The sequence below is a fragment of the Pseudomonas khavaziana genome (assembly GCF_019145205.1).
Lineage (GTDB): Bacteria > Pseudomonadota > Gammaproteobacteria > Pseudomonadales > Pseudomonadaceae > Aquipseudomonas > Aquipseudomonas khavaziana.
Window position 1 is genome coordinate 79,606 of record NZ_JAHSTT010000014.1, and the last position, 26,614, is coordinate 106,219.

The 26,614-nt window shown below is 60.1% G+C and carries 23 protein-coding genes and 1 pseudogene; 10 read left to right on the top strand and 14 right to left on the bottom strand.

Annotated elements, in window-relative coordinates; genetic code table 11:
• Positions 1–59: 59 nt before the first annotated feature.
• The 9 genes from KVH01_RS25040 to gcl all read right to left on the bottom strand — a co-directional run bounded on the left by KVH01_RS25040 (position 60) and on the right by gcl (position 10,905).
• The gene (locus tag KVH01_RS25040) at positions 60–1,256 is read right to left on the bottom strand and encodes an MFS transporter (RefSeq protein WP_217883276.1); all 1,197 of its coding nucleotides are present in this window, start codon (positions 1,254–1,256) and stop codon (positions 60–62) included.
• A 230-nt stretch (positions 1,257–1,486) separates the two neighbouring features.
• Positions 1,487–2,488 (bottom strand): sulfate ABC transporter substrate-binding protein, encoded by a 1,002-nt coding sequence (locus KVH01_RS25045; protein ID WP_217883277.1) that lies wholly within the window; start codon positions 2,486–2,488, stop codon positions 1,487–1,489.
• A 94-nt stretch (positions 2,489–2,582) separates the two neighbouring features.
• On the bottom strand, positions 2,583–3,407 hold the full coding sequence (locus KVH01_RS25050; protein ID WP_046069102.1) for an ion transporter: 825 nt from the start codon (positions 3,405–3,407) through the stop codon (positions 2,583–2,585).
• A gap of 31 nt (positions 3,408–3,438) precedes the next feature.
• Complete coding sequence (locus KVH01_RS25055; protein WP_217883278.1) at positions 3,439–4,314, bottom strand: urea transporter; 876 nt, start codon at positions 4,312–4,314, stop codon at positions 3,439–3,441.
• Positions 4,315–4,419: 105 nt separating this feature from the next.
• Complete coding sequence (gene pyk / locus KVH01_RS25060; RefSeq protein ID WP_046069100.1) at positions 4,420–5,835, bottom strand: pyruvate kinase; 1,416 nt, start codon at positions 5,833–5,835, stop codon at positions 4,420–4,422.
• Positions 5,825–7,105 carry a glycerate kinase type-2 family protein gene (locus KVH01_RS25065; protein ID WP_217883279.1) on the bottom strand — a complete coding sequence of 427 codons (1,281 nt, stop codon included), beginning with the start codon at positions 7,103–7,105 and terminating at the stop codon, positions 5,825–5,827. Before KVH01_RS25065 ends, pyk begins: the two co-directional genes overlap by 11 nt.
• Before the next feature lie 166 nt (positions 7,106–7,271).
• On the bottom strand, positions 7,272–8,162 hold the full coding sequence (locus KVH01_RS25070; protein ID WP_043051307.1) for a 2-hydroxy-3-oxopropionate reductase: 891 nt from the start codon (positions 8,160–8,162) through the stop codon (positions 7,272–7,274).
• Positions 8,163–8,336: 174 nt separating this feature from the next.
• Positions 8,337–9,119 carry a hydroxypyruvate isomerase gene (gene hyi / locus KVH01_RS25075; protein ID WP_217883280.1) on the bottom strand — a complete coding sequence of 261 codons (783 nt, stop codon included), beginning with the start codon at positions 9,117–9,119 and terminating at the stop codon, positions 8,337–8,339.
• A 10-nt stretch (positions 9,120–9,129) separates the two neighbouring features.
• Positions 9,130–10,905 carry a glyoxylate carboligase gene (gcl, locus tag KVH01_RS25080; RefSeq protein WP_034118907.1) on the bottom strand — a complete coding sequence of 592 codons (1,776 nt, stop codon included), beginning with the start codon at positions 10,903–10,905 and terminating at the stop codon, positions 9,130–9,132.
• A gap of 257 nt (positions 10,906–11,162) precedes the next feature.
• Between gcl and KVH01_RS25085 the strand changes: the two genes are divergently transcribed.
• On the top strand, positions 11,163–11,603 hold the full coding sequence (locus KVH01_RS25085) for a GlcG/HbpS family heme-binding protein (RefSeq protein WP_217883281.1): 441 nt from the start codon (positions 11,163–11,165) through the stop codon (positions 11,601–11,603).
• 119 nt (positions 11,604–11,722) lie between these two features.
• Here the strand turns inward: KVH01_RS25085 and KVH01_RS25090 are convergent, their stop codons facing one another.
• Positions 11,723–12,328 (bottom strand): TetR/AcrR family transcriptional regulator, encoded by a 606-nt coding sequence (locus tag KVH01_RS25090; RefSeq protein WP_043051311.1) that lies wholly within the window; start codon positions 12,326–12,328, stop codon positions 11,723–11,725.
• A gap of 134 nt (positions 12,329–12,462) precedes the next feature.
• Between KVH01_RS25090 and KVH01_RS25095 the strand changes: the two genes are divergently transcribed.
• Complete coding sequence (locus tag KVH01_RS25095; RefSeq protein ID WP_217883282.1) at positions 12,463–13,377, top strand: DUF808 domain-containing protein; 915 nt, start codon at positions 12,463–12,465, stop codon at positions 13,375–13,377.
• Positions 13,378–13,434: 57 nt separating this feature from the next.
• Here the strand turns inward: KVH01_RS25095 and KVH01_RS25100 are convergent, their stop codons facing one another.
• Together KVH01_RS25100 and KVH01_RS25105 are read right to left on the bottom strand one after the other, a co-directional pair.
• A complete protein-coding gene (locus tag KVH01_RS25100; RefSeq protein WP_217883283.1) occupies positions 13,435–14,223 on the bottom strand; it encodes an MlaA family lipoprotein in 789 nt (262 codons plus the stop codon).
• Entirely contained in the window at positions 14,216–15,514 is a 1,299-nt protein-coding gene (locus KVH01_RS25105) for a serine protein kinase PrkA (protein WP_005786557.1), read from the bottom strand. Before KVH01_RS25105 ends, KVH01_RS25100 begins: the two co-directional genes overlap by 8 nt.
• A gap of 235 nt (positions 15,515–15,749) precedes the next feature.
• On the opposite strand from KVH01_RS25105, the gene KVH01_RS25110 reads away from it, so the two are divergent.
• Positions 15,750–16,118 carry a hypothetical protein gene (locus KVH01_RS25110; protein ID WP_217883284.1) on the top strand — a complete coding sequence of 123 codons (369 nt, stop codon included), beginning with the start codon at positions 15,750–15,752 and terminating at the stop codon, positions 16,116–16,118.
• Between the two features lie 106 nt (positions 16,119–16,224).
• Here the strand turns inward: KVH01_RS25110 and KVH01_RS25115 are convergent, their stop codons facing one another.
• Complete coding sequence (locus tag KVH01_RS25115) at positions 16,225–17,778, bottom strand: glycoside hydrolase family 17 protein (protein ID WP_217883285.1); 1,554 nt, start codon at positions 17,776–17,778, stop codon at positions 16,225–16,227.
• 333 nt (positions 17,779–18,111) lie between these two features.
• Here KVH01_RS25115 and KVH01_RS25120 point away from each other — a divergent pair, with 333 nt between their 5' ends.
• The 4 genes and pseudogenes from KVH01_RS25120 to KVH01_RS30495 all read left to right on the top strand — a co-directional run.
• Complete coding sequence (locus KVH01_RS25120; RefSeq protein WP_046069092.1) at positions 18,112–18,963, top strand: glycine betaine ABC transporter substrate-binding protein; 852 nt, start codon at positions 18,112–18,114, stop codon at positions 18,961–18,963.
• 231 nt (positions 18,964–19,194) lie between these two features.
• On the top strand, positions 19,195–19,506 hold the full coding sequence (locus KVH01_RS25125) for a DUF485 domain-containing protein (protein WP_057014105.1): 312 nt from the start codon (positions 19,195–19,197) through the stop codon (positions 19,504–19,506).
• Positions 19,503–21,161 (top strand): cation acetate symporter, encoded by a 1,659-nt coding sequence (locus tag KVH01_RS25130; RefSeq protein ID WP_217883286.1) that lies wholly within the window; start codon positions 19,503–19,505, stop codon positions 21,159–21,161. Before KVH01_RS25125 ends, KVH01_RS25130 begins: the two co-directional genes overlap by 4 nt.
• A gap of 594 nt (positions 21,162–21,755) precedes the next feature.
• Positions 21,756–21,878, top strand: a pseudogene (locus KVH01_RS30495) (outer membrane lipoprotein carrier protein LolA); the annotation flags it as partial.
• Between the two features lie 562 nt (positions 21,879–22,440).
• Here the strand turns inward: KVH01_RS30495 and gltA are convergent.
• Positions 22,441–23,730 carry a citrate synthase gene (gene gltA / locus KVH01_RS25135; RefSeq protein WP_012723087.1) on the bottom strand — a complete coding sequence of 430 codons (1,290 nt, stop codon included), beginning with the start codon at positions 23,728–23,730 and terminating at the stop codon, positions 22,441–22,443.
• A gap of 365 nt (positions 23,731–24,095) precedes the next feature.
• Between gltA and sdhC the strand changes: the two genes are divergently transcribed.
• Genes sdhC through sdhA form a run of 3 tightly spaced genes read left to right on the top strand, consistent with a single transcriptional unit; the run spans position 24,096 to position 26,608 of the window.
• Complete coding sequence (gene sdhC / locus KVH01_RS25140; RefSeq protein ID WP_003190005.1) at positions 24,096–24,470, top strand: succinate dehydrogenase, cytochrome b556 subunit; 375 nt, start codon at positions 24,096–24,098, stop codon at positions 24,468–24,470.
• Positions 24,464–24,832 (top strand): succinate dehydrogenase, hydrophobic membrane anchor protein, encoded by a 369-nt coding sequence (gene sdhD / locus KVH01_RS25145; RefSeq protein ID WP_003172805.1) that lies wholly within the window; start codon positions 24,464–24,466, stop codon positions 24,830–24,832. Before sdhC ends, sdhD begins: the two co-directional genes overlap by 7 nt.
• Positions 24,833–24,835: 3 nt before the next feature.
• The gene (gene sdhA, locus KVH01_RS25150) at positions 24,836–26,608 is read left to right on the top strand and encodes a succinate dehydrogenase flavoprotein subunit (protein ID WP_003190007.1); all 1,773 of its coding nucleotides are present in this window, start codon (positions 24,836–24,838) and stop codon (positions 26,606–26,608) included.
• Positions 26,609–26,614: the final 6 nt, after the last annotated feature.

Sequence of the window (26,614 nt, forward strand, 5' to 3'; positions counted from 1 at the left end):
GCTTTTTTGTGCCTGTGATTATGTGTGCCCAACATTGCCTGATCTTGGTCACACCGTTCTCAGGCGGTGGCCGCCTCGACCCCACGGGACGCACCCAGGAATCGCAGCAATGCGATCAATGGAAAGGCGCTGCCCACCAGCATCACGCCCAGCCAACCGCCATGTTCATACACACTGCTGGCAATCGCCGAGCCGAGCGCGCCGCCAATGAAGATGCTGGTCATGTACAGCGCGTTGAGACGGCTGCGGCTATTGGCGTCGAGGGCATAGATGGCGCGCTGGCCCAGCACCATGTTCATCTGCACGCAGAAGTCCAGGACCACGCCGGTGACCGCAAGGCCGATCACGCTGTACAGCGGGTGCACAAACGCCGGCAGGAAGCTCAATGCCCCCAACAGCATGGCCAGCAACGAGGCGCGATGGGTGTGGCCGGCATCGGCCAGGCGACCGGCGATGGGCGCGGCAATGGCGCCCAGAGCGCCGACCAAGGCGAACAGCGCGATTTCGCTTTGGCTAAGGCCATGGTTACGCGCCAGTTCCAGCGGCGCGGCGGTCCAGAACAGGCTGAAGGCAGCAAACATGCAGCCCTGGTAGAACGCCCGTTGGCGCAGCAGCGGCTGCCCACGCAGCAAGGTAGCCAGGGAGCGCAGCAATTGGCCGTAGCTGGCGCGGTGATCGGGTTGGCGCTTGGGAATGGTCAGCAGCAGGACCACGCTTATAAGCGCCATCAACGCAGCGGCAGCCATGAACATCGCACGCCAGCCGAAGTGGTCGGCCACCACGCTGGAAACTGGTCGCGCCAGCAGGATGCCCAGCAGCAGGCCACCCATGATGCTGCCCACTACCCGGCCGCGGGATTCGGCCGGGGCGAGGTGCGCGGCCAGCGGGATCAGGATTTGCACGGACACCGAGCTGAAACCGATCAGCAGCGACACCAGCAGGAACAGATTGGGTTGTTCGGTAAACGCAGCACCCAGCAGGCTGGCGATGGCCACCACCGTGGTGAAGATCATCAGCTTGCGGTTTTCCAACAAATCGCCCAAAGGCACCAGAAAGAAGAGGCCGAGGGCGTAGCCGATTTGCGTCAGGGACACGATCAGGCTGGCCATTGCTGGTGTCAGGCCGATATCCGGGGCGATCAGTTCAATGATCGGTTGCGCGTAGTAGATGTTGGCGACGATGGCACCGCAGCAAAACGCGAACAGCATGACCATGCCCCGGGTCATGGTGCCTGTAGCGTGAGAGGTTGGGCTCATGGTGTTCTCATAAGGCGAAGGACGATGGGGTGAGAGAATAAAGACATGGGCCGGCAGTGAGTAGGCCGCTTGGCGTGATAACTGTCATGCCGCGAAATAATGACTCAACTCAAACCAAATGTGGGAGGGGGCTTGCTCCCGATGGCGGTATGTCAGTCAGCCTATGTCTTGGCTGACACACCGCCATCGGGAGCAAGCCCCCTCCCACATTTGTTACCGCATTTCTTCAGTTATTGACCGCTGTAGATCTGGTCAAACACCCCGCCATCATTGAAGTGGGTCTTCTGCACCGTGCGCCAGTCGCCAAAGGTCTTCTCCACCGACAGGAAGTCCACCTTCGGGAAGCGGTCGGTGTACTTGGCCAATACCTTCGGGTCCCGTGGACGCAGGTAATTGTTGGCCGCAATTTCCTGGCCTTCCGGCGACCACAGGTACTTCAGGTAGTCTTCGGCCGCAGTACGGGTGCCTTTCTTCTCGACCACTTTATCCACCACCGACACGGGCGGCTCGGCTTCGGCGGACACACTTGGGTAGACCACTTCGAACTGATCCCGGCCAAACTCACGGGCGATCATTTCTGCTTCGTTTTCGAAGGTCACCAACACGTCGCCGATCTGGTTGGTCATGAATGTTGTGGTGGCAGCACGCCCACCGGTGTCCAGCACCGGCGCTTGTTTGAACAGCTTGCCGACGAAGGTCTTGGCCTTCTCTTCGTCGCCGCCGTTCTTGAGCACATAGCCCCAGGCCGACAGGTAGGTGTAGCGGCCGTTGCCCGAAGTCTTCGGGTTGGGAACGATCACCTGCACGCCGTCCTTGAGCAAATCCGGCCAGTCTTTCAACGCCTTGGGGTTGCCCTTGCGCACAATGAACACGGTGGCGGAGGTGAACGGTGCACTGTTGTTCGGCAGGCGCGTCACCCAGTTGTCCGGCACCAGTTTGCCGTTGTCGACCAGGGCATTGATGTCGGTGGCCATGTTCATGGTAATCACGTCAGCCGGCAGGCCGTCGATCACCGAGCGTGCCTGTTTGCTGGAGCCGCCGAAGGACATCTGCAACGTCAGCTTTTCGTCAGGGTGCTCGGCTTCCCAATGCTTCTGGAAGGCAGCGTTATAGTCCTTGTAGAAATCGCGCATCACGTCATAGGAGACGTTGAGCAGGGTGGTCGCGGCCTGGGCGGAGCCCGCCAAGGCCAGGCTGGCGGCCAGAAGAGAGGCGCTGAGGATCTTTTTCACTGCTCATTCCTTGTTGTTGGAGAAGAGGGGAGGCAATTTGCCAGCGACTATAGCCGGGCCTGCATAGACCTTTAAAGATTAAAACGACCTTTGCTTATTCCAGTTTATGAAAAAGGTTACTGCCACAGCGCGAGCAAAAAGCCGCATTGGGCTCATGGCTGTTCTTCTTGCACGCCGGACAGTCGGTTTGCAGCTGTTCACCGCGCATGGCACTGGCCAGCTCTGCAGTAAAAATGCCCGTCGGTACCGCGATGATCGAATAACCGGTGATCATTACCAGCGACGAAATCACCTGGCCCAGCGGCGTCTTGGGCACGATATCGCCGAAGCCCACGGTGGTCAGGGTGACGATGGCCCAATAGATGCCCTTGGGAATACTGGTGAACCCATGTTCCGGGCCTTCGATCACGTACATCAGCGTGCCGAACACCGTCACCAGCGTGCACACGCTGACCAGGAACACCACGATCTTCTGCTTGCTGCCGCGCAGCGCCGCCATCAGGTAGTTGGCCTGCTTGAGGTACGGGCTGAGCTTGAGCACGCGGAAGATGCGCAGCATGCGAATGATGCGGATGATCAGCAGGTACTGCGCATCGCTGTAGTACAGAGCGAGGATGCCGGGGACGATGGCCAACAAGTCCACCAGGCCGTAAAAGCTGAAGGCATAGCGCAGCGGCTTGGGCGAGCAATACAGGCGCAGGCCGTATTCGATGGCGAAGATCAGCGTAAAGCCCCACTCGATATAGGCCAGCACATCCGCGTAGTTCTGGTGGATTTCATCGATGCTGTCGAGCATCACGATCACCAGACTGGCGAGGATGATCAGCAGCAGGATGCCGTCAAAGCGCCGCCCGGCGACGGTGTCGCTTTGGAAAACCATGATGTAGAGCCGCTGGCGCCAGTCGTTGTTACTGTCCATAAGTCCTGCCTGAAGCGAATATCGAGCAAGCCTAGGGGGATTCGAACGGGCTGTCCATGTGGGGTTTGTGCAGCATTCGCTGGCTGGCGCGCACCAGCCAGCAGGCGAGGATAAACGGTGCTGTCAGCGCGGGCAGATGCAGAGCGGCGAAGCCTGGCGTGAGGAGGATTGCCAGCAGGATGCCCAGCAGCGGCAACCACGGTTGGCGACGTAACGGGCTCAGGGCCAGGGCCGCCAATGCCGGGTTATAGCTGTGCAGGCCGAGCAGGGCGCCGGAAGTTTCGTTTAACCACAGACCGGCCAGTACACCGAGACTGGCACCGCCCAAAGCCCATGCGGCCGCACGGCGGTCAGCAAACAGCAAGCCCAGGGCGATTAAAAGGCCGGCCAGAGGCTGCTCCATCAGCATGATCTGCCCGAGGCCGGTAAAGGGTGCTGCGAGTAGAGCGAACATGTCGGCCTGGGTCGGCGCAAGCGTACTTTGGGGGGCATGGCCGAGCAGCAACCAGCCGAGGCCAACAAAAGGCGCAGTGTAGACGGGCAAGTCCTGGGGCTGGCTTGCGTGTGTCAACCATTGCCGGGTAAGGATCGCGCTCAAGCCGCCGCACGCCAGGATCAACGGCGGCACCAGTGCCGACCAGGCAAAGTGCTGGCTGATCAACAAGCCCAGCAGTACGCCGTTGTAGCTGTACAGCCCGGCCTGGCGCTCAGCCTTGGGATAGCCACGGCGCTGGGCCGTGAGCAAACCCGCGACGCCGCCCAGCAGCGCACCGCCGAGCAAGGCCGGGGCGCCGACCAGGATCGCCAGCAGGCACAGCAGGCCGCACAGCGGGTGGCGTTGCAGGAAAATCTGGCTGAAGCCATTGAGCAGGGCTTCGGCCCAGTCGGAGCAGGTTGGGTTGTGCATGTCAGCTCCCTGTAGGAGCGAGCTTGCTCGCGAAAAAACCGAGGGCGCCGCGTACATTCAGGCTACCCGCGTCATCGTTGACGTTCTTCGCGAGCAAGCTCGCTCCTACAGTAGGGTTTCGATGCGCAACGAATTGGTCGACCCCGGCTGCCCAAACGGCACCCCCGCGGTAATCACCAAGGTATCCCCGCGTTGCGCCATACCCTGGGCCTGGGCGATTTCCAGCGCGGTGGAACACACCTCATCCACCTGGCGCAGACGATCATTGACCACCGAATGCACGCCCCACGCCACGCTCAAGCGCCGCGCCGTGGACAGGTTCGGCGTGAGGTTGAGGATCGGTGCCACCGGCCGTTCCCGTGCGGCGCGCAAGCTGGAACTGCCCGACTCGCTGTAGTTCACCAACACCGCCACCGGCAGGATGCTGCTGATGCGTCGGATCGCGCAGCTGATGGCGTCCGACACCGTGGCATCCGCCTTGGGTCGGCTGACGTCCAGTTGCGCCTGGTAGTCCGGACCGTTTTCCACCTGGCGGATGATCTTGCTCATCATCTGCACGGCTTCCAGCGGGTACTCGCCCGACGCGGTTTCCGCCGATAGCATCACCGCGTCCGCACCCTCGGCCACAGCATTGGCGACATCGGTGACTTCGGCACGGGTCGGCGCCGGGGAGAAGCGCATGGACTCAAGCATCTGCGTGGCGACTACCACTGGCTTGCCGAGTTGGCGGCAGGTGCTGATGATGTCTTTCTGGATCTGCGGCACGCTTTCGGCCGGTACTTCCACGCCCAGGTCGCCTCTGGCTACCATGATCGCATCGCTCAGCTCGGCAATTTCCTGCAGGCGCTGCACGGCCGAAGGCTTTTCGATCTTGGCCATCAGGAACGCCTTGTCGCCAATCAGCTCGCGGGCCTCGCGGATGTCTTCCGGGCGCTGTACAAACGACAGTGCCACCCAGTCCACCCCCAGTTCCAGGCCGAAGCTCAAGTCGCGGCGATCTTTGGCGGTGAGCGGGCTGAGTTCCAACAAAGCTTGTGGGACGTTTACGCCTTTGCGGTCGGACAGCTCGCCGCCATTGAGCACGGTGGTGTCGATGGCGTCGGCATGCTTGGTGATCACGCGCAGGCGCAGCTTGCCGTCATCGAGCAGCAAGTCCATGCCCGGTTCAAGGGCTGCGATGATTTCCGGATGGGGCAGGTTGACGCGGCGCTGGTCACCGGGCGTCGGGTCCAGGTCCAGGCGCAGGGCCTGGCCGCGAATCAACTGCACCTTGCCTTCGGCAAAACGCCCGACCCGCAGCTTTGGCCCTTGCAGGTCCATAAGGATGCCCAGTGGATAGTTCAACTGGCGCTCCACCTGGCGAATCCACTGGTAGCGTTGGGCATGGTCGGCGTGTTCGCCGTGACTGAAGTTGAGACGGAAGATATTCACCCCGGCTTGCACCAGCTCAAGGATGTCATCGATACCGTCGGTGGCCGGGCCCAGGGTGGCGAGGATCTTGACCTTCTTGTCAGGCGTCATGTTTGGCAGTCTCAAGGATCAGGATGGCACGGAAGTCGTTGACGTTGGTGCGGGTCGGCTCGGTGATGATCAAGTCGCCCAGGGCGTCGAAATAGCCGTAGCCGTTGTTGTTATCCAGCTCTTCGCTCGCCGACAGGCCCAGGGCTTCGGCGCGGGCGTAGCTGTTGGGGGTCATGATGACGCCCGCGTTGTCTTCCGAGCCGTCGATGCCATCGGTGTCGCCGGCCAGGGCGTACACGCCGGGCAGGCCCTTGAGGCTGTCGGTGAGGCTGAGCAGGAATTCCGCATTGCGCCCGCCACGGCCATTGCCGCGCACGGTGACGGTGGTCTCGCCGCCGGACAGGATCACACAGGGCGCCGCCAGTGGCTGGCCGTGCTGGACGATCTGCCGGGCGATACCGGCATGTACCTTGGCCACTTCCCGCGCTTCACCTTCGAGGTCGCCGAGGATCAGCGGGCTGAACCCGGCCTGGCGCACTTTAACGGCAACCGCCTCCAGGGATTGCTGGGGGCGGGCGATCAATTGGAAGTGGCTGCGGGCAAGTATCGGGTCGCCAGGCTTGACGGTTTCCGAGGCTGGGTTTTGCAACCAATTGCGCACTGAGGCGGGAGCGTCGATGCCATAGCGCTTGAGGATTGCCAGGGCCTGTTGCGAGGTGCTCGGGTCACCGACTGTTGGGCCCGAGGCGATCACCGTGGCCTGGTCACCCGGCACATCGGAAATCGCGTAGGTGTACACGGTGGCCGGCCATGCCGCCTTGGCCAGTCGCCCGCCCTTGATCGCCGAGAGGTGTTTGCGCACGCAATTCATCTCGCCAATGGTGGCGCCGGATTTGAGCAAGGCTTTATTGATGGCTTGCTTGTCGGCCAGGCTGATGCCTTCAGCGGGCAGGGCCAGCAATGCGGAGCCGCCACCGGAGAGCAGGAAGATCACGCGGTCGTCTTCGCTCAGGTGGCTGATCAACTCCAGCACGCGCTGGGCCACGGCCAGGCCGGCAGCGTCGGGGACCGGGTGGGCCGCTTCGACCACCTCGATTTTCTGGCACGGCGCGCCGTGGCCGTAGCGGGTGACCACCAGGCCCGACACTTCGCCCTGCCAGCAGTTTTCCACGACCAGCGCCATAGCGGCCGCGGCCTTGCCGGCGCCGATCACGATCACCCGGCCACTGCGGTCGGCGGGCAGGTAAGGTTCAAGGACTTGCCGGGGGTGGGCGGCGTCGATGGCTGCGGCAAACAGCTCACGAAGCAGGTGTTGCGGATCGACCGACATAAGCGGGCTCCCGGATTCTTGTTATTAGCATTGGGACTCGGAACGCAATCAAAAGGTGGGAGGGGGCTTGCTCCCGATAGCGGTGCATCAGTCGACATAGTGGTTGAATGACAGATTGCTATCGGGAGCAAGCCCCCTCCCACACTGGATTACATTCCAAGATGGGTTACTTATCGCGAATCGAGAAATTGGCCATGTGCTCCAGGCCCTTGATCAGTGCCGAGTGGTCCCAGTTACCGCCGCCAATGGCCGTGCAGGTGCTGAACACTTGCTGGGTGCCGGCGGTGTTCGGCAGGTTGATCCCCAGTTCCTTGGCGCCGGCCAAGGCCAGGTTCAGGTCCTTCTGGTGCAGGTTGATGCGGAAACCCGGATCGAAGGTGCCCTTGATCATGCGTTCGCCGTGAACTTCCAGAATCTTCGACGACGCAAAGCCGCCCATCAGCGCTTCGCGCACCTTGGCCGGGTCGGCGCCGTTCTTGGAGGCGAACAGCAGCGCTTCGGCCACCGCCTGGATGTTCAGCGCGACGATGATCTGGTTGGCGACCTTGGCGGTCTGGCCATCGCCATTGCCGCCCACCAGGGTGATGTTCTTGCCCATGGCCTGGAACAGCGGCAATGCACGTTCGAATGTCTGCGGTTCGCCACCGATCATGATACTCAAGGTGCCGGCCTTGGCGCCGACTTCACCGCCGGACACCGGTGCGTCCAGATACTGCGCGCCGGTCTCGTTGATCTTCGCCGCGAACGCCTTGGTGGCGGTGGGGGAGATCGAACTCATGTCGATCACCACTTTGTTCGGCGACAGGCCGGCGGCCACGCCGTCGGCGCGGAACAAAACGTCTTCGACCTGTGGGGTGTCCGGCACCATGACGATGATGAATTCGGCTTCTTGCGCGACTTGCTGCGGGTTGGCCAAGGCGATGGCGCCAGCATCGATCAGCGCTTGCGGGGCCTTGCCGTGATGCTCGGACAGAAACAGTTGGTGCCCCGCTTTCTGCAGGTTGGCGGCCATTGGCTGGCCCATAATGCCGGTGCCGATAAATCCGATTTTAGCCATGATCAAAATCCTCTTTTTTATCCGGTAGGCAGACTTGTTGAGGTCTGCCAGACACATCAGGTCCAATATGGGAGGGGGCTTGCTCCCGATAGCGGTGCATCAGTCGACACACCTGTTGAATGAAAGATTGCTATCGGGAGCAAGCCCCCTCCCACAGGGGTTAGGCGGTGTGTGTTAGAGCGCGTTATGGGTTTTGAGCCAGCCCAAACCCGCTTCGGTGGTGGTCAAGGGCTTGTACTCACAGCCAACCCAACCCGTGTAGCCAATGCGGTCCAGATGCTCGAACAGGAAGCGATAGTTGATCTCCCCAGTCCCTGGCTCATTGCGCCCCGGGTTATCCGCCAACTGGATATGGTTGATCACACCCAGGTGCGTCGCCATGGTCCGCGCCAGGTCACCTTCCATGATCTGCATGTGGTAGATGTCGTATTGCAGGAACAGATTGTCACTGCCCACCTGCTCGCGAATCGCCAGGGCCTGGGCCGTGTTATTCAGGTAGAAGCCCGGAATATCACGGGTGTTGATCATCTCCATCACCAGCTTGATGCCCGCCGCTTGCAGCTTGTCGGCGGCGTACTTGAGGTTGGCGACAAAGGTCTTTTCCAGGATTTCGTCGTCTACGCCCTGTGGACGGATGCCCGCCAGGCAGTTGATCTGGGTATTACCCAGTACCTGGGCGTAGGCGATAGCCAACTTGACCCCGGCGCGGAATTCCTCGACCCGGTCCGGGTGGCAGGCCAGGCCGCGCTCGCCCTTGGCCCAGTCACCGGCCGGCAAGTTGAACAGCACCTGGCTCAAGCCGTTGGCATCGAGCTGCGCCTTGATCTCGGCAGAGCTGAATTCGTATGGGAACAGGTATTCCACGCCCTCGAAGCCGGCATCGGCGGCGGCCTTGAAGCGAGCAAGGAAGTCCTGTTCGGTAAACAGCATGGACAGGTTGGCGGCAAAGCGCGGCATAGGGTTCTCCTTAATCGAGCAGGGAAATGGCGGTCGGCGCGTCGTTGCCGACCAGGGCCAGGTCTTCGAATTCATTGACCGCGTTGATCTCGGTGCCCATGGAAATATTGGTCACCCGCTCCAGAATAATCTCAACGATCACCGGCACCTTGAATTCTTCGATCATTTCCTGGGCGCGGCGCAGGGCCGGTTGGATCTGCCCCGGCTCGAACACTCGCAGGGCCTTGCAACCCAGGCCCTCGGCGACGGCCACATGGTCGACGCCATAGCCGTTGAGCTCCGGCGCATTGAGGTTGTCGAAGGACAGTTGCACGCAATAGTCCATTTCAAAGCCGCGCTGGGCCTGGCGGATCAGCCCCAGGTACGAGTTATTCACCACCACGTGGATGTACGGCAGCTTGAATTGCGCGCCCACCGCCAGTTCTTCGATCATGAACTGGAAGTCATAGTCGCCCGACAAAGCCACTACTTTGCGGCTCGGGTCGGCCTTGACCACGCCCAACGCCGCGGGAATAGTCCAGCCCAACGGGCCGGCCTGTCCGCAGTTGATCCAGTGGCGTGGCTTGTAGACGTGCAGGAATTGCGCGCCGGCAATCTGCGACAGGCCGATGGTGCTGACGTAGCAGGTGTCTTTGCCGAACACCTGGTTCATTTCTTCATAAACACGCTGTGGCTTGACCGGCACGTTGTCGAAGTGGGTCTTGCGGTGCAAGGTGGCTTTGCGCTGCTGGCAGTCATGCAACCAGGCGCTGCGATCCTTGAGCTTACCGGCGGCTTTCCATTCGCGGGCCACTTCGATAAACATCGTCAGTGCGCTGCCTGCGTCGGACACAATGCCCAGGTCTGGGGTAAACACGCGGCCAATCTGCGTTGGCTCGATGTCGACGTGGATGAATTTGCGCCCTTCGGTGTAGACCTCCACCGAACCGGTGTGGCGGTTGGCCCAGCGGTTGCCGATACCCAGCACCACGTCCGACTTGAGCATCGTCGCGTTGCCATAACGGTGGGAAGTTTGCAGGCCGACCATACCCACCATCAGCGGGTGATCGTCGGGAATGGTACCCCAGCCCATCAGGGTCGGGATCACCGGGATGCCAGTCAATTCAGCGAACTCCACCAGCAACTCGCTCGCGTCGGCGTTGATGACGCCGCCACCGCTCACCAGCAGTGGGCGTTCAGCCTGGTCCAGCAGCGCCAGGGCTTTCTCGACCTGGATGCGCGTGGCCAACGGCTTGGCCAAAGGCAGGGGCTGGTAGGCGTCGATGTCGAATTCGATTTCGGCCATCTGCACATCGAACGGCAGGTCGATCAGCACCGGGCCGGGGCGGCCGGAGCGCATTTCATAGAAGGCTTTCTGGAAAGCGTAGGGCACTTGGCCGGGTTCCAGCACGGTGGTCGCCCACTTGGTCACCGGCTTGACGATGCTGGTGATGTCCACGGCCTGGAAGTCTTCCTTGTGCATGCGAGCGCGGGGGGCTTGCCCGGTGATGCACAGGATCGGGATCGAATCGGCCGAGGCGCTGTACAAGCCGGTGACCATGTCGGTGCCCGCTGGCCCAGAGGTGCCGATGCACACGCCGATATTACCGGCCTTGGTGCGGGTATAGCCCTCGGCCATGTGCGAGGCGCCTTCAACGTGGCGAGCAAGGACGTGATCGATGCCGCCCACCTTCTGCAAGGCCGAATACAGCGGGTTGATCGCAGCGCCTGGGATACCGAAGGCGGTATCCACACCTTCACGGCGCATCACCAGGACGGCGGCTTCGATTGCTCTCATTTTGCTCATGGTTTTGGTGCCTCTTGCGTTTTGTAATTGTATACAAGTGGTGTCGGTACAAAGTGTATTCACGGCGGGCTGCGTAGGTCAATGCATTTTATGAACGGGCCTATGCGTCTATCGGAATGGCTTTTTTCGACGTACGGAGACTTTGTTTGAAAATATTGTATACAAAAATAAACATCATTGTGTTCTATTTGTTTGGTCGAGCATCTGAACAAACAGAACGCCAAGGCTTTACCCATAACAAGATAAGGACGGCACCTATGAGCGCTTTAACCTTGAAACTCGCGACCCAACTGGCCAGTCAGGCTCTTACCGCTGGCCGCACGATTTCGGCTGCGCCGTTGACGATTGCGGTACTCGATAGCGGTGGTCACTTGATCACCTTGCAACGGGAAGACGGCGCGAGTCTGTTGCGCCCGCAAATCGCCATCGGCAAGGCCTGGGGCGCCATTGCGCTGGGCAAAGGCTCACGCCTGCTGGCATTGGACGCACAACAGCGCCCGGCATTTATCGCGGCGTTGAACAGTCTGGGGCAGGGCAGCGTGGTGCCGGCGCCCGGCGGGGTGTTGATACGGGATCAGTCGGGGAGGGTGTTGGGGGCGATCGGGATCACCGGGGATACGTCAGACATTGACGAGCAGTGCGCGATCACTGCGATTGAAGGGATGGGCCTGTTGGCAGATGCGGGGGTGTCAGCCTGATGCTGGGGTGATCTTTAGAACCCCATCGGGGGCAAGCCCCCTCTCACATTAGACCGATTTCCAACATGGGAATGCGGTCCTATGTGCTTGCCCCCGATTGGCACAGGCACCGCGCTCTTTCAGTCCGGCTCACACCCCTTGAGCACCAACCGGATAATCGTCTGCGCCGCCGCCTCATAATCGGCTTCATCCAACTTGGCCTTGCCGGTCACCGCCGAGATCTGCCAGTCAAAATCCGCATAGGTCTGGGTCGCCGCCCAGATGCTGAACATCAGGTGATTAGGGTCGATAGCCGCAATCAACCCACGGTCCACCCAGTTCTGGATGCAATCGATATTGTGCTTGGCCTGGGCGTTGAGCTGTTCAACCTGCTCGGCGCTCAGGTGTGGTGCGCCGTGCATGATTTCGCTGGCAAACACCTTGGAGGCAAATGGCAGGTCGCGGGAAATGCGGATTTTCGAGCGGATGTAGTTGCTCAGCACTTCCTTGGGCTCGCCGTCCGGGTTGAACGGCGTGGAGGCGGCCAGGATCGGCTCGATAATGCTCTCGAGCACCTCGCGGTAGAGGTTGTCCTTAGACTTGAAGTAGTAATAGACGTTGGGCTTGGGCAGCCCGGCCTTGGCGGCGATGTCGCTGGTCTTGGTCGCGGCGAAGCCCTTGTCGGCAAACTCCTCGCTTGCCGCCCGCAGGATTTTTTCTTTGTTGCGCTCGCGAATGCTGCTCATAAACCAGAGGTTTCCTTGCCGTGACAGGCGGTTGCGCATGGTAGCACCGGCCATCCGCGGGCCTCAACAATCTGCCCATAACGCCTTGCGCCGCGCTATGCTCGCCCGATCTCCCCCTTACGGATACTTGATTCATGGCAGGAAGCAGCTTGTTGGTGTTGATCGACGATATCGCCGCGGTACTCGATGACGTCGCCCTGATGACAAAAATGGCGGCGAAGAAGACCGCCGGTGTGCTGGGTGACGACCTGGCGCTCAATGCCCAGCAGGTCTCCGGGGTGCGCGCCGAGCGGGAAATCCCGGTGGTGTGGGCGGTGGCCAAGGGCTCGTTTATCAACAAGTTGATCCTGGTGCCTACCGCGCTGTTGATCAGCGCCTTCGCGCCCTGGGCGGTGACGCCATTGTTGATGCTCGGTGGTGCCTACCTGTGTTTCGAAGGCTTCGAGAAACTGGCGCATAAATTCCTGCACAGCAAGGCCGAGGACAAGGCCGAGCACGCGCAATTGGTCGAAGCCGTGGCCGACCCGGCCACCGACCTGGTGGCCTTTGAAAAGGACAAGATCAAAGGCGCGATCCGCACCGACTTTATCCTCTCCGCCGAAATCATTGCCATCACTCTGGGCACCGTGGCCGACGCACCGTTGATGCAGCAGGTGGTAGTGCTGTCGGGCATCGCGATCGTCATGACCGTGGGTGTGTATGGGCTGGTGGCGGGTATCGTCAAGCTTGACGACCTGGGGCTGTGGTTGACCCAGAAGCCGGGCCAGGTAGCACGCCGTATCGGCGGTGCCATTTTGCGCGCCGCGCCGTACATGATGAAAAGCCTTTCGGTGATCGGTACGGCGGCGATGTTCATGGTTGGTGGCGGCATCCTCACCCATGGTGTGCCGGTGGTGCATCACTGGATTGAATCAGTGAGCCAAAGCACCGGGGCGCTGGCGTGGTTGATGCCGACGTTGCTGAATGCGGTGGCGGGCATTATTGCCGGGGCCGCTGTGTTGGCGGTGGTCAGTGTGGTTGGCAAAAGTTGGAAAGCAGTCAGGGCTTAAACCTTGCGGGCACAAAAAAGGCCATTCAATCGAATGGCCTTTTTGATGACGCTGGGTTTACTCGGCAATCTGCAACTTGCGCGATTCGGTATAGATATACCGCACCTTCTCATATTCAAACGGCGAGTTCATCTGCCCATAGCGGAAGCTGGTCTGGTAGCGCTTATCTACCGCGCGCAGGGCCCAGATTTCCGGGTGATTGGAGCTGACTTCTGACACGTTGAGGAAGTTGATCTGGGTCTCGGCGCTGTAGTCGACGATCAGGCCGGTGGTGTCGCGCAGGTTCGACGGGCCGAAGATCGGCAGGACCACGTAGGCGCCGCCGGGCACGCCGTAGAAGCCCAGGGTCTGGCCGAAGTCTTCACTCTGGCGCGGCAGGCCCATGGCGGTGGCCGGGTCCCATAGGCCGGCGACGCCGATGGTGGTGTTGACCAGCAAGCGCCCGGTGGTTTCCAGGGAGCGGTGGCCCTTAAGCTGCAGCAGGCTGTTCAACAGGTTGGGTACATCGCCCAGGTTGTTGAAGAAGTTGCTCACGCCGGTACGCAGGAAGCTTGGCGTGACATAGCGGTAGCCATTCACCACCGGCAGGAACACCCATTGGTCGAAGCGATAGTTGAAGTGGTAGACGCGGCGGTTCCACGACTCCAGCGGGTCATACACGTTAAGGGCGGTCAGCGATGAACGCTCGAACTCGCGCTGGTCCAGGCCGGGGTTGAACTTGAGCTTGGTCAGCGGCTCCTTGAAGCCGTCGGTACCGACCTTGACCGGTTCATGGGCCTTGCTGTTGTCGGCATTGGCCGCGCCTGTGCACATCAGTGCGGCAAGCAGCAAAAGATATTTAGCCACGGAAGAACTCCAGCATGGCGTCGGCGTTGACGCGGTAATTGAGGTTGCCGCAGTGGCCGCCCAGCGGGTAGACGGTCAAGCGATCGCCGAAAGTTTTACGCAGGAACCCCAGGTCGCCCGGGCCGAGGATCACGTCGTCGGCGTTGTGCATCACGGCGATTTTCGGGCTGTCGCGCAGGTAGTCCTTGAGAGCGTACAAGCTGACCTGATCGATCAGTTGCAGCAGGCTGCCGCCGTCGGAACGGGCGCGCCACATCGGGATCACTTGTTCGGTGAGATAGCAGTCGAAGTCGCATTGCAGGGCACGCTTGAGGAACGGCGTGAGGCTGGTGCCTTCAGTGATCGGGTATTTGGGCGGGATGATCAGGCCGCGGCGATTGATCAGGTCCGAGGTAAAGGCGATGTCGGCAGCCGAAAAGCGGAACGAAGTGCCGATCAACATGGCCATCTGTTCGTTGCTCAGGTGCTGCTTGGACTGCTGGAAGTCATAGAGCAGCGCATCGTTGAGGTCGATGTAGCCTTTTTGCTGGAAGTAGCGGGTCAGTTTGCTCAACACCAGCTCATAGAAGGTGGTGGTGTTGTTGATGCCCTTGACCTCGGTCTGTACCAATTTGTCGAGGTTGGTAATCGAGGTATAGAGGTTGACCGGCGGGTTGAGCAGCAGCACTTTCTTGAAGTTGAAGCTGCGGCGGGTTTCATCCAGCTTGCTGACAAACGCCGCATCCAGGGCGCCCAGACTGTAGCCGGTGAGGTAGAAGTCGGTCACTGGCAACGAGGCATTTTGTGCACGCACAGCTTGCATCACGCGGTACATGTCTTCGGCGTCCTCCTGGGTGATGCCCGGGGTGGCGAAGCGCGAAGCGGCGCTGATGAAGTCGAAGCTGGTGGGCGATGACAACTGCACCACATGGTAGCCGGCCTGGTAATACAGCTTCTTCAGGTATTCGTTGATGCTGCTGTCGAACCGCGCACCGGTGCCCGCGATCAGGAAGATCAGCGGCGCAGCGCGGTCCTGCTTGGCGATGCGGTAGGTGAGTTTCTTCACCGCCCAGAAATTGTCCGGCAGGCTGAACTCGCGCTCGGGGCGCATATTCAGGGTGTAGTCGGATTGGTTGATCTCATCATCGGTCGGCAAGGTTGGTCGAAGATCGGGAGGCGTGGTGGCAATGGTGGCTTCGAACGGGTTGGTCAAAGGGTAGCCATAGCTGGCCTGGTCGATATCGACGGCCAGTGCTGACGCACTCAAAAATAGGCTGCCCAGCAAGGCAGCACAGCGCAAGGAACGGAGCATGACTTAATCCCTAAGAGGAAACGTGCTGAATGAAGTTCGCAGGCTATGACCACCGCCTTGTCACCGAAGTGCCAGCACTCGGCACGAAAAGTCGGAAAAAACGTAGGAATCGGGGGTAATAGTAGCGAGACGATACACTTTGCCACGCCTTGTTGAACAGATATCTGCGCGAACACCTTGCTAACGGCCGCCGTGGGATTAAGCTGAGCGCCGTTTTTGCCTATCGGAGTGCCCCATGTCCCGCCGCTTGCCGTTGATTTTGCTGCTTATTGCCCTGCCGTTATGGCTGGCCGCCAGCTATGCCGCACGTTATGGCTTTATGGAGGATGGGCAGTGGGTCGGCCTCTGCGCAGAGGAGGCCAGCCGCTGGGAGTGCCAGGTGCATGCGAACCTGGGGTTGATGATTCACTTCAAGGTGCTGGGTTGGGCGGCGCTGATTACGTCGGTGCTGGCGTTTTTCGTGCCGGGGCGTGCCGGGTGGGCTTTGGCAGTGCTGGGGATGGTGTTCGGGCTGCCGGCCCTGGCGTTGTACAACACCACCTTTGCAGTGTTTGCCGTGGTGATTGCGGGGTTGCGGTTGGTCAGGAAGCCTCGGGGCGCCTGATAGGGCCAATCGGGAGCAAGGCCGCCTCCCACACTTGATTGGGTTCACATATTTCTATTTGTGAATACGGTCAAATGTGGGAGGCGGCTTGCTCCCGATGGGAGTGTTAAGCCTTGCGCACCCGCAAGCAGCGCCACAAAGCTGCAACCATGAGCAGGCTGACCACCGCCCAACCCCAAGCCTGCTGGTTCAACAAGCCTTCCCGGTACAACTGCGGCGCAATGCCGGCACCGATAATGAAGGCTAGCAGCGCAATCTCCCGACGCGGCCCGGTTACCGGGCGCACCAGGTACACCAGGGCCGGCAGCAGCAGCGCCGCGCTCGGGAAGCTGCGGTAACGCGGGTCAAGCACCAGCGCCAGCATCATCACCGCCCCCGCAAACCCGGCAATCGCCACCAGCCAGCCAGCGCGTTGTTCCAGCCAGTTAAATGCACGCTCGCGCCAGGCGTCACGGGCGCTGAGGGCCAGGGCGGCGTGGGCCAGTACCAGCAGGTTCAATACCACCAGCAAACCGGCCCATACCCACTCATCGTTGAAGCGCGCAGTGACACGGGTCAGTTCGGCCCAGGTGCCAATAGAGCAGGCTGCAACGGCGCCCAGTAAGGGCAGCATCAGCGCCGAGCGTAGGCTGCGCACACGGCCACCGAGCACCAGGGTGCCGAGCAGGATGAGCCCGCCGACGCCCAGCCACAGCGGCCAGTACGGCACATTGGTCACGGGGCCGGCGAGGATGGCTTTGTCCTGGCGGTCTGCATCGAACAGCCCCCAATACCCGCCGACGGCACCTTCACTGGCGCGCTTCCAAGGTTGGTCAAAGGCTTCGATCAGGTTGTAGCGCCAGCCATTGGCTTCGGCCATGGCCACGAAGCCACGCATGAACCTGGCCTCATTGACCCGGCTTGGCACGGCGGTTTCGCGCTGGCGGCCTTCGCTGGGCCAGCCGGTCTCGCCGATCACGATGTTCTTGGGTGCGAACTTGTGGCCGAAGGTCTGGCGCACATCGCCCACGTGCTTGAGCGCCTGGTCGATGCCGGACGGATCATCTTCCCAGTACGGCAGCAGGTGAATGGTGAGGAAGTCCACCGCCGGGGCGATTTCCGGGTGTTGCAGCCAGAACTCCCAGACATCGGCATAGGTGACCGGCTGCTTGATCTGGCTTTTGACTGTTTGAATCAGCGCCACCAATTGCTTGGCGGTCACTTCCTTGCGCAACAGGGCTTCGTTGCCGACGATCACCGAGGTGACGATGTCAGGGTTGGCGTTGGCTGCAGCGATCAGCTCGTTGATTTCTTTCTCGGTCGCCACTGGATCGCTGCTGACCCAGGCCCCGGCCATCACCTTCAAGCCATGCTTGCGCGCCAGGTCGGGCAAGGACTCCAGGCCCGTCATGGAGTAGGTGCGAATGCATTCAAAGCGTGTGGCAAGCAGCGCCAGGTCGGCGTCCATGCGCTCGGGGCGCAGCTTGAACGGCTGGTCGAAGGGCGATTGGTCCTTGTCGAACGGCGTATAGGACGCACATTGCATCTTGTGGCTGGCGCTGGCGACGTCCGGCAGCACCACCGGCCGGCCGAGGCCGTACCAATAGCCGACAAGAGCAAGCAGTCCGAGGATCAAGGCAAGGAAATAGGGCAGGGCAGGGAAGCGGGCAGTCGCGGGCATGGTCGGCTTATCTGGGGGAGCAAAGGCGCGCATCTTACCCGCAATTGACTCCTTTCAGTGCGGCTGCATGATTTTGACATGCAAAGTTCGGGCGGGATTTTGGCGTCAAGTTGTAGGAAGCTTCCTGCTGGCTATGTGATGTCGTTTCTTGCTCAGCCGAGGTCGCTGGCAGAGCAGGTCCATGGACCCGGCAGGTTGATTATCGAAGGGTCAGAACTCCACTGATGTCTTGGGCAACCGGATCGATGCGCGTGAAGGAGGCGCGGTGCACCCTATAACAACAGTTTGACGTCGCTCGGCATCCGTCGAGCGCAGCACTTTCGGGGAAGTACTATGAAGATGCGACGACTCTTGGGCGCAGCTGCCACGTTGGTGGTTGCGATGGGCTCCACACTGGCCAGCGCCGACAGCAAAACCCTGAGCCTCGGCTACGTGGACGGCTGGTCCGACAGCGTGGCCACCACTCACGTGGCGGCAGAAGTGATCAGGGAAAAACTTGGCTACGACGTGAAGCTGCAAGCCGTCGCCACCGGGATCATGTGGCAGGGCGTCGCCACCGGCAAACTCGATGCCATGCTCTCTGCCTGGCTGCCTGTGACCCATGGCGAATACTGGGCCAAGAACAAAGACAAGGTGGTCGACTACGGCCCTAACTTCAAGGACGCGAAGATTGGCTTGATCGTGCCGGAGTACGTCAAGGCCAAATCCATCGAAGACCTCAAGACCGATACCACCTTCAAGAACAAGATCGTCGGCATCGACGCCGGTTCAGGCGTAATGCTCAAGACCGACGAAGCCATCAAGCAATATGGCCTGGACTACAAGCTGCAAGCCAGCTCGGGCGCGGCGATGATCGCCGAACTGACCCGTGCCGAAGACAAGCAGGACTCCATTGCCGTGACCGGTTGGGTGCCGCACTGGATGTTTGCCAAGTGGAAACTGCGTTTCCTGGACGACCCCAAAGGGATTTATGGTGCTGCTGAAACCGTCAACAGCATCGGCAGCAAGGGCCTGGAGAAGAAAGCACCGGAAGTGGCGGCTTTCCTGAAGAAGTTCCAGTGGGCCTCCAAGGATGAAATCGGCGAAGTCATGCTCGCGATCCAGGAAGGCGCCAAGCCAGACGCCGCCGCCAAGGATTGGGTGGCCAAGCACCCTGAGCGCGTAGCGGAGTGGACCGCTAAATAACCCCGCCCCAATTGTAGGAGCGAGCTTGCTCGCGAAGAACGCACAGGCACCGCGATCATCCAGAATGAACGCGTTATCGTTGACGTTTTTCGCGAGCAAGCTCGCTCCTACATTTTTTACAAATCCTCGCTAAGCTCGATCTACTACTAAGGTCGTCTGGAACCCTTTCCACAGCCGCATACAGTGGATACGTTCCAATAATAAAAAAGCTGTGCTGCGAGGATAAAAACAATGAACGACAGCATTTACCTCTCGATTCAAAACAGCCCGCGTTTCAAGGAGCTGGTCAGGAAAAGGGAAAGGTTCGCCTGGATTCTCTCGGCGATCATGCTAGGGCTTTACTCCGGTTTCATCCTATTGATCGCCTACGGGCCGCAAGTATTGGGGGCCAAGCTCAGCCCCGGTTCATCCATCACCTGGGGCATCCCTATCGGGGTCGGGCTGATTGTCTCGGCCTTCATCCTCACCGGCATCTATGTGCGACGCGCCAATGGCGAATTCGACGACCTGAACAATGCGATTCTCAAGGAGGCTGCGCAATGATCCGTCGTCTATTGGCTATATTCGGTGCTGGCGTCTTTGCACCCGCCGTTTGGGCGGCAGATGCATTGACCGGTGAAGTGCACAAGCAACCGCTGAATATCGCAGCGATCCTGATGTTCGTGGCCTTTGTCGGCGCGACGTTGTGCATCACCTACTGGGCGTCCAAGCGCAACAAGTCGGCGGCCGACTACTATGCGGCAGGCGGCAAGATCACCGGCTTCCAGAACGGCCTGGCGATTGCCGGCGACTACATGTCGGCGGCGTCCTTCCTGGGTATTTCCGCGCTGGTGTTTACCTCTGGCTACGACGGCCTGATCTACTCGATCGGCTTTCTGGTGGGCTGGCCGATCATCCTGTTCCTGATCGCCGAGCGCCTGCGTAACCTGGGCAAATACACCTTTGCCGACGTGGCGTCCTATCGCCTCGGCCAAACCCAGATCCGCAGCCTCTCGGCCTGTGGCTCGCTGGTGGTGGTGGCGTTCTACCTGATCGCGCAGATGGTTGGCGCGGGCAAGCTGATCCAGTTGCTGTTCGGCCTGGACTACCATGTGGCGGTGATCCTGGTCGGCATCCTGATGTGCCTGTACGTGTTGTTCGGCGGCATGCTGGCGACCACCTGGGTGCAGATCATCAAGGCGGTGCTGTTGCTGTCCGGTGCCTCATTCATGGCGCTGATGGTGATGAAGCACGTCAACTTCGACTTCAACATGCTGTTTGCCGAAGCGATCAAGGTTCACCCCAAAGGTGAAGCGATCATGAGCCCGGGCGGCCTGGTGAAAGACCCGGTCTCGGCATTCTCCCTTGGCCTGGCCCTGATGTTCGGTACCGCCGGCCTGCCGCACATCCTGATGCGTTTCTTCACTGTGAGCGACGCCAAGGAAGCGCGTAAGAGCGTGCTGTACGCTACGGGCTTCATCGGTTACTTCTATATCCTGACCTTTATCATCGGCTTCGGCGCGATCCTGCTGGTCAGCACCAACCCGGCGTTCAAGGATGCGGCAGGCGCCTTGCTCGGCGGTAACAACATGGCGGCGGTGCACCTGGCCAACGCGGTGGGTGGCAGCATCTTCCTGGGCTTCATCTCGGCCGTGGCCTTCGCCACTATCCTCGCGGTGGTTGCCGGCTTGACCCTGGCCGGAGCTTCGGCGGTATCCCATGACCTGTACGCCAGCGTGATCAAGAAGGGCAAGGCCAACGAGAAAGATGAGATTCGCGTGTCGAAGATCACCACCATCGCCCTGGCGGTGCTGGCTATCGGCCTGGGTATCCTGTTCGAAAGCCAGAACATTGCGTTCATGGTTGGCCTTGCGTTCTCGATCGCCGCCAGCTGTAACTTCCCGGTACTGCTGCTTTCCATGTACTGGAAAAACCTCACCACCCGTGGCGCCATGATCGGCGGCTGGCTGGGCTTGATCAGTGCCGTGGGCCTGATGATCCTTGGCCCGACCATCTGGGTCTCGATCCTGCACCACGAAAAAGCCATCTTCCCGTACGAGTACCCGGCGCTGTTCTCGATGATCATTGCGTTCATCGGCATCTGGTTCTTCTCCATCACCGACAAGTCGGCGGCGGCAGAGAAAGAGCGTGCGCTGTACTTCCCGCAGTTTGTGCGTTCGCAGACTGGCCTGGGGGCGAGTGGGGCGGTTAATCACTAAGGTTATAGCTGGATAGAAAATGCCCCAGTCGAAAGGCTGGGGTATTTTTTTGCCTGAAGATTTGTGTTGGGTGGGCTGGCCTCATCGGGAGCAAGTCGAATCGTCGCACCGCCCCTCCCACACTGGATTGGGTTCGCAGATTTCAACTTGTGAACACAGTCAAATGTGGGAGCGCCCACCACATCTTCGATGTGACGCTGTCGCGCAGCAAACTAGGGAGCTTGCTCCCGTGGCGGCCTGACAGCCGAGCAGGATGTTGGTTTTCGTCCTGGGTACATATCCGTTATTTGGGCAACGGCCACTTATGGTTCCGCTTTTACAGCGGCTCACTTTTGAAAGGCCGGAATGCCGGCCCAGGCAAAAGTAAGCAAAACGCTCTTGCCCCACCACTCGGCACCTCGCTTAGGCTCGGTGTGCCCGTAATCCGACAGGGATTTGGGGGGCCGCCGCCACGCGCCATCCATGGCGCGGGGCGGCTAAACCGGCATCCTGCCGGTTTACCCCCCAAATCCCTGTCGAATTCCGGCCAGCGTGGTTTAACGGGGCGCCTGAGATCAAAAACACAGCGAGGCGGCCTTATAGCCCACCTGATCGTTGAAGCGTGCGCGTACCCCTGTGGGAGCGGGCTTGCCCGCGAAGGTCGTTAACGATGACACGGGAAACCAGAAAGAACGCGGCGTTCTCAGGTTTTTCGCGAGCAAGCTCGCTCCTACAGTAAAGCAGACGCGCCGCCAGCGTATCTGCGATGCGTAGCGAGTCGCTCTTGATCTTGCTTTTGATCTTAGGCGCCCCGTTAAACCACGCTGGCCGAACGCAGGCTTGAAGCCGTGGGTAACCCGGCAGGACGCCGGGTTAGCCGTCCTGGGCCAGGGATGGCCCATGACGGCGGCCCACGGCTTCAAGCCGGAGTGAGGGCACACCGAGCCTAGGCGAGGGGCCGAGTGGTGGGGCAAGAGCGTTTTGCTTACTTTGCCGCTTTTGCAAAGTGAGCTGCCGTAAGGGCGGAACCTATAGTGGCCGTTACCTAAGCAACGGATATGTACTCGCCCCAACAACCCAACAACCCGGTCACATCGCCGACGTGGCGCCGTCGCGCAGCAACCTGGGCCGCCTCCAAAATATCCGGTGTTAAGACTAAATTTTAACTCTTTAAAATCAGTAGATTATTTGAAGTTTGATAAGAGGGGGCTTGCTCCCGATGGCGGCACACCAGGCACCACAAATAAAAACGGCCTCCACTGAGGGAGGCCGTTCTCATTACAGGCAAGCCCTTAAGTGCTTACTTGCGATCTTCCAGCTTGGTAATGTCACGCGACTCGTAGCCGGTGTACAGCTGGCGCGGGCGGCCAATCTTGTACGGGCTGGAGAGCATTTCCTTCCAGTGGGAGATCCAGCCCACAGTCCGCGCCAGGGCGAAAATCACGGTGAACATGCTGGTTGGAATGCCGATCGCCTTGAGGATGATCCCCGAGTAGAAGTCGACGTTCGGGTACAGCGAGCGTTCGATGAAGTACGGGTCGGTCAGGGCGATCTCTTCCAGGCGCATGGCCAGTTCGAGTTGCGGATCGTTCTTGATGCCCAGTTCCTTCAACACTTCGTCGCAGGTCTGCTTCATCACAGTGGCACGTGGGTCGCGGTTCTTGTAGACCCGGTGACCGAAGCCCATCAGCTTGAACGGATCGTTCTTGTCCTTGGCCTTGGCAATGAACTTGTCGATGTTGGAAACATCGCCGATTTCATCGAGCATGGTCAACACGGCTTCGTTCGCACCGCCGTGGGCAGGGCCCCACAGTGCGGCGATGCCGGCGGCGATACAGGCGAACGGGTTGGCACCCGAAGAGCCGGCCAGGCGTACGGTGGAGGTGGAGGCGTTCTGCTCGTGGTCGGCATGGAGGATGAAGATCCGGTCCATGGCCTTGGCCAGCACAGGGCTGATCGGTTTGATCTCGCACGGGGTGTTGAACATCATGTGCAGGAAGTTTTCCGCGTACGTCAGGTCGTTGCGCGGGTACATCATCGGCTGGCCCATGGAGTACTTGTAGACCATCGCGGCCAGGGTCGGCATCTTGGCAACCAGGCGGATCGCGGAAATTTCGCGATGCTGCGGGTTATTGATGTCCAGGGAGTCGTGATAGAAGGCCGACAGGGCGCCAACGACGCCGCACATGACGGCCATCGGGTGGGCGTCGCGACGAAAGCCGTTGAAGAAGGTCTTCAACTGCTCGTGAACCATGGTGTGGTTCTTCACAGTGCTGACGAACTGGGCTTTCTGCTCGGCTGTCGGCAATTCGCCATTTAGCAGCAGGTAGCAGGTTTCCAGGTAGTCCGATTGTTCAGCCAGTTGCTCGATCGGGTAACCGCGATGAAGCAGAATGCCATTATCACCATCGATATAGGTGATCTTCGACTCGCAGGACGCGGTCGACATGAAGCCTGGGTCGAAAGTAAAACGGCCCGTGGCCGTCAGGCCCCGTACGTCGATAACATCGGGACCAACGGTGCCGGTTAAAATGGGCAGCTCGACGGGGGCTGCGCCCTCGATGATCAACTGCGCTTTTTTGTCAGCCATGTGGCCTCCTATTTATGCTTCAAATCATCAGACAGACCCCCCACGCAGGGCCCGCACCACTATATTGATATAAATCCAGATGTCAATTTGCCTAAAGTCTTGCGCCAGAAGGCTTTAACCGTACTTTTTCGTCGAAAATGACTGCCATTTACGCCTTTTATCCCGTCAGCGCAATCAGCTATTAGGGTGAGGTGTGCGCGTTGTCATTAGTAACCTAACTGTCTATACTCGGCCACCGACCGCCAAGGGCTTTTGGGCTTGCTTTCATTGGGGGTCGCACTCCCTGGGTGGTGCTTACCTGACCAGTCGCACTCCCCAACAACTTTGCCCTGATTGTTAGGGGCTCTTCAGTGTGAAAAAAAGCCGTGAATAGCCAACGACCTGTAAACCTAGACCTAAGGACCATCAAACTCCCCATCACCGGCGTTACGTCGTTCCTGCACCGTGTTTCCGGCATCATCCTGTTCCTGGGCTTGGGCATCATGCTTTATGCATTGAGCAAATCCCTGGGTTCCGAGGAAGGATACGCCGAGGTGAAGGCATGCTTGACCAGCCCGCTGGCCAAGTTCGTAGCATGGGGCCTCTTGTCCTCTCTGCTGTATCACCTGGTAGCCGGTGTGCGCCACTTGATCATGGACATGGGCATCGGTGAGACGCTGGAAGGCGGCCGCCTGGGCTCGAAAATCATCATCGCCATTTCCGTGGTGCTGATCGTTCTGGCAGGAGTTTGGATATGGTAACCAGCGTTACGAATCTGTCGCGTTCGGGCCTCTATGACTGGATGGCACAGCGTGTGTCTGCGGTCGTTCTCGCGGCTTATTTCATTTTCCTGATCGGATACCTCGTCGCAAACCCGGGTATTGGCTATGAGCAATGGCATGGCCTGTTTTCCCACAATGCGATGCGAATCTTCAGTCTGCTGGCCCTTGTAGCCCTGGGCGCTCACGCCTGGGTTGGCATGTGGACCATCGCGACTGACTACCTGACGCCGATGGCGCTGGGCAAGTCCGCGACTGCAGTACGTTTCCTCTTCCAGGCAGTATGCGGCGTCGCGATGTTCGCTTACTTCGTCTGGGGTGTGCAGATTCTTTGGGGTATCTGATTCATGGCTAACATTCCAACTATTTCATTCGACGCCATCATCATTGGTGGCGGCGGTGCTGGCATGCGCGCTGCGCTGCAGCTGGCCCAGGGTGGTCACAAGACTGCCGTGATCACCAAGGTGTTCCCGACGCGCTCCCACACCGTATCGGCCCAGGGTGGCATCACCTGCGCCATCGCGTCCGCCGACCCGAACGATGACTGGCGCTGGCACATGTACGATACCGTCAAGGGTTCCGACTACATCGGTGACCAGGACGCTATCGAATACATGTGTCAGGAAGGCCCGGCCGCGGTGTTCGAGCTGGACCACATGGGCCTGCCGTTCTCCCGTACCGAGCAAGGTCGTATCTACCAGCGTCCATTCGGCGGCCAGTCGAAGGACTACGGTAAAGGTGGCCAGGCTGCCCGTACCTGCGCCGCGTCCGACCGTACCGGTCACGCGCTGCTGCACACCCTTTACCAGGGCAACCTGAAAGCCGGTACCACGTTCCTGAACGAGTACTACGCGGTTGACCTGGTCAAGAACGCACAAGGCGAGTTCGTCGGTGTGATCGCTATCTGCATCGAAACCGGTGAAACCACCTATATCCGCGCCAAGGCTACTGTTCTGGCGACCGGCGGTGCAGGTCGTATCTACGCGTCGACCACCAATGCCCTGATCAACACCGGTGACGGCGTCGGCATGGCACTGCGCGCCGGCGTACCGGTACAAGACATCGAAATGTGGCAGTTCCACCCGACCGGCATCGCCGGCGCCGGTGTATTGGTGACCGAAGGTTGCCGTGGTGAAGGTGGCTACCTGATCAACAAGCATGGCGAGCGTTTCATGGAGCGTTATGCTCCGAACGCCAAAGACTTGGCTGGCCGTGACGTAGTAGCCCGTTCGATGGTTAAAGAGATCATCGCCGGTAACGGCTGTGGCCCGAATGGCGACCACGTACTGCTCAAGCTCGATCACCTTGGTGAAGAGGTGCTGCACAGCCGCCTGCCAGGTATCTGCGAGCTGTCCAAGACCTTTGCCCACGTTGACCCGGTGGTTGCTCCGGTGCCGGTTGTTCCGACTTGCCACTATATGATGGGCGGCGTGCCGACCAACATTCATGGCCAGGCGATCACCCAGAACGCCGATGGCCAGGACGAGATCATTCATGGTCTGTTCGCGGTAGGCGAAGTGGCTTGCGTATCGGTTCACGGTGCCAACCGCCTGGGCGGCAACTCGCTGCTCGACCTGGTGGTATTCGGCCGCGCTGCCGGCCTGCACCTGGAAAAAGCGCTGACCGACGGCATCGAATACGATGACGCCACCGACGCCAACATCGAAGCTGCCCTGGCGCGCCTCAACGCTCTGAACGAGCGCACTGATGGCGAAGACGTGGCAACCCTGCGTCGTGAACTGCAAAACTGCATGCAGAACTACTTCGGTGTGTTCCGTACCGGCGAATACATGCAGAAGGGCATTGCCCAGCTGGCCGATCTGCGCAAGCGTATCGCCAACGTCAAGATCAACGATAAGAGCCAGGCGTTCAACACTGCTCGTATCGAAGCCCTTGAGCTGCAGAACCTGCTGGAAGTGGCTGAAGCGACGGCGATCGCCGCCGAGGTTCGTAAAGAATCCCGTGGTGCCCACGCCCGTGAAGACTTTGAAGATCGCGATGACGAAAACTGGTTGTGCCACACCCTGTACTTCCCGGGTGACAAGCGCGTGACCAAGCGTGCCGTGAACTTCTCGCCGAAGACGGTTCCGACGTTTGAACCGAAGATTCGGACTTACTAAGGGTGG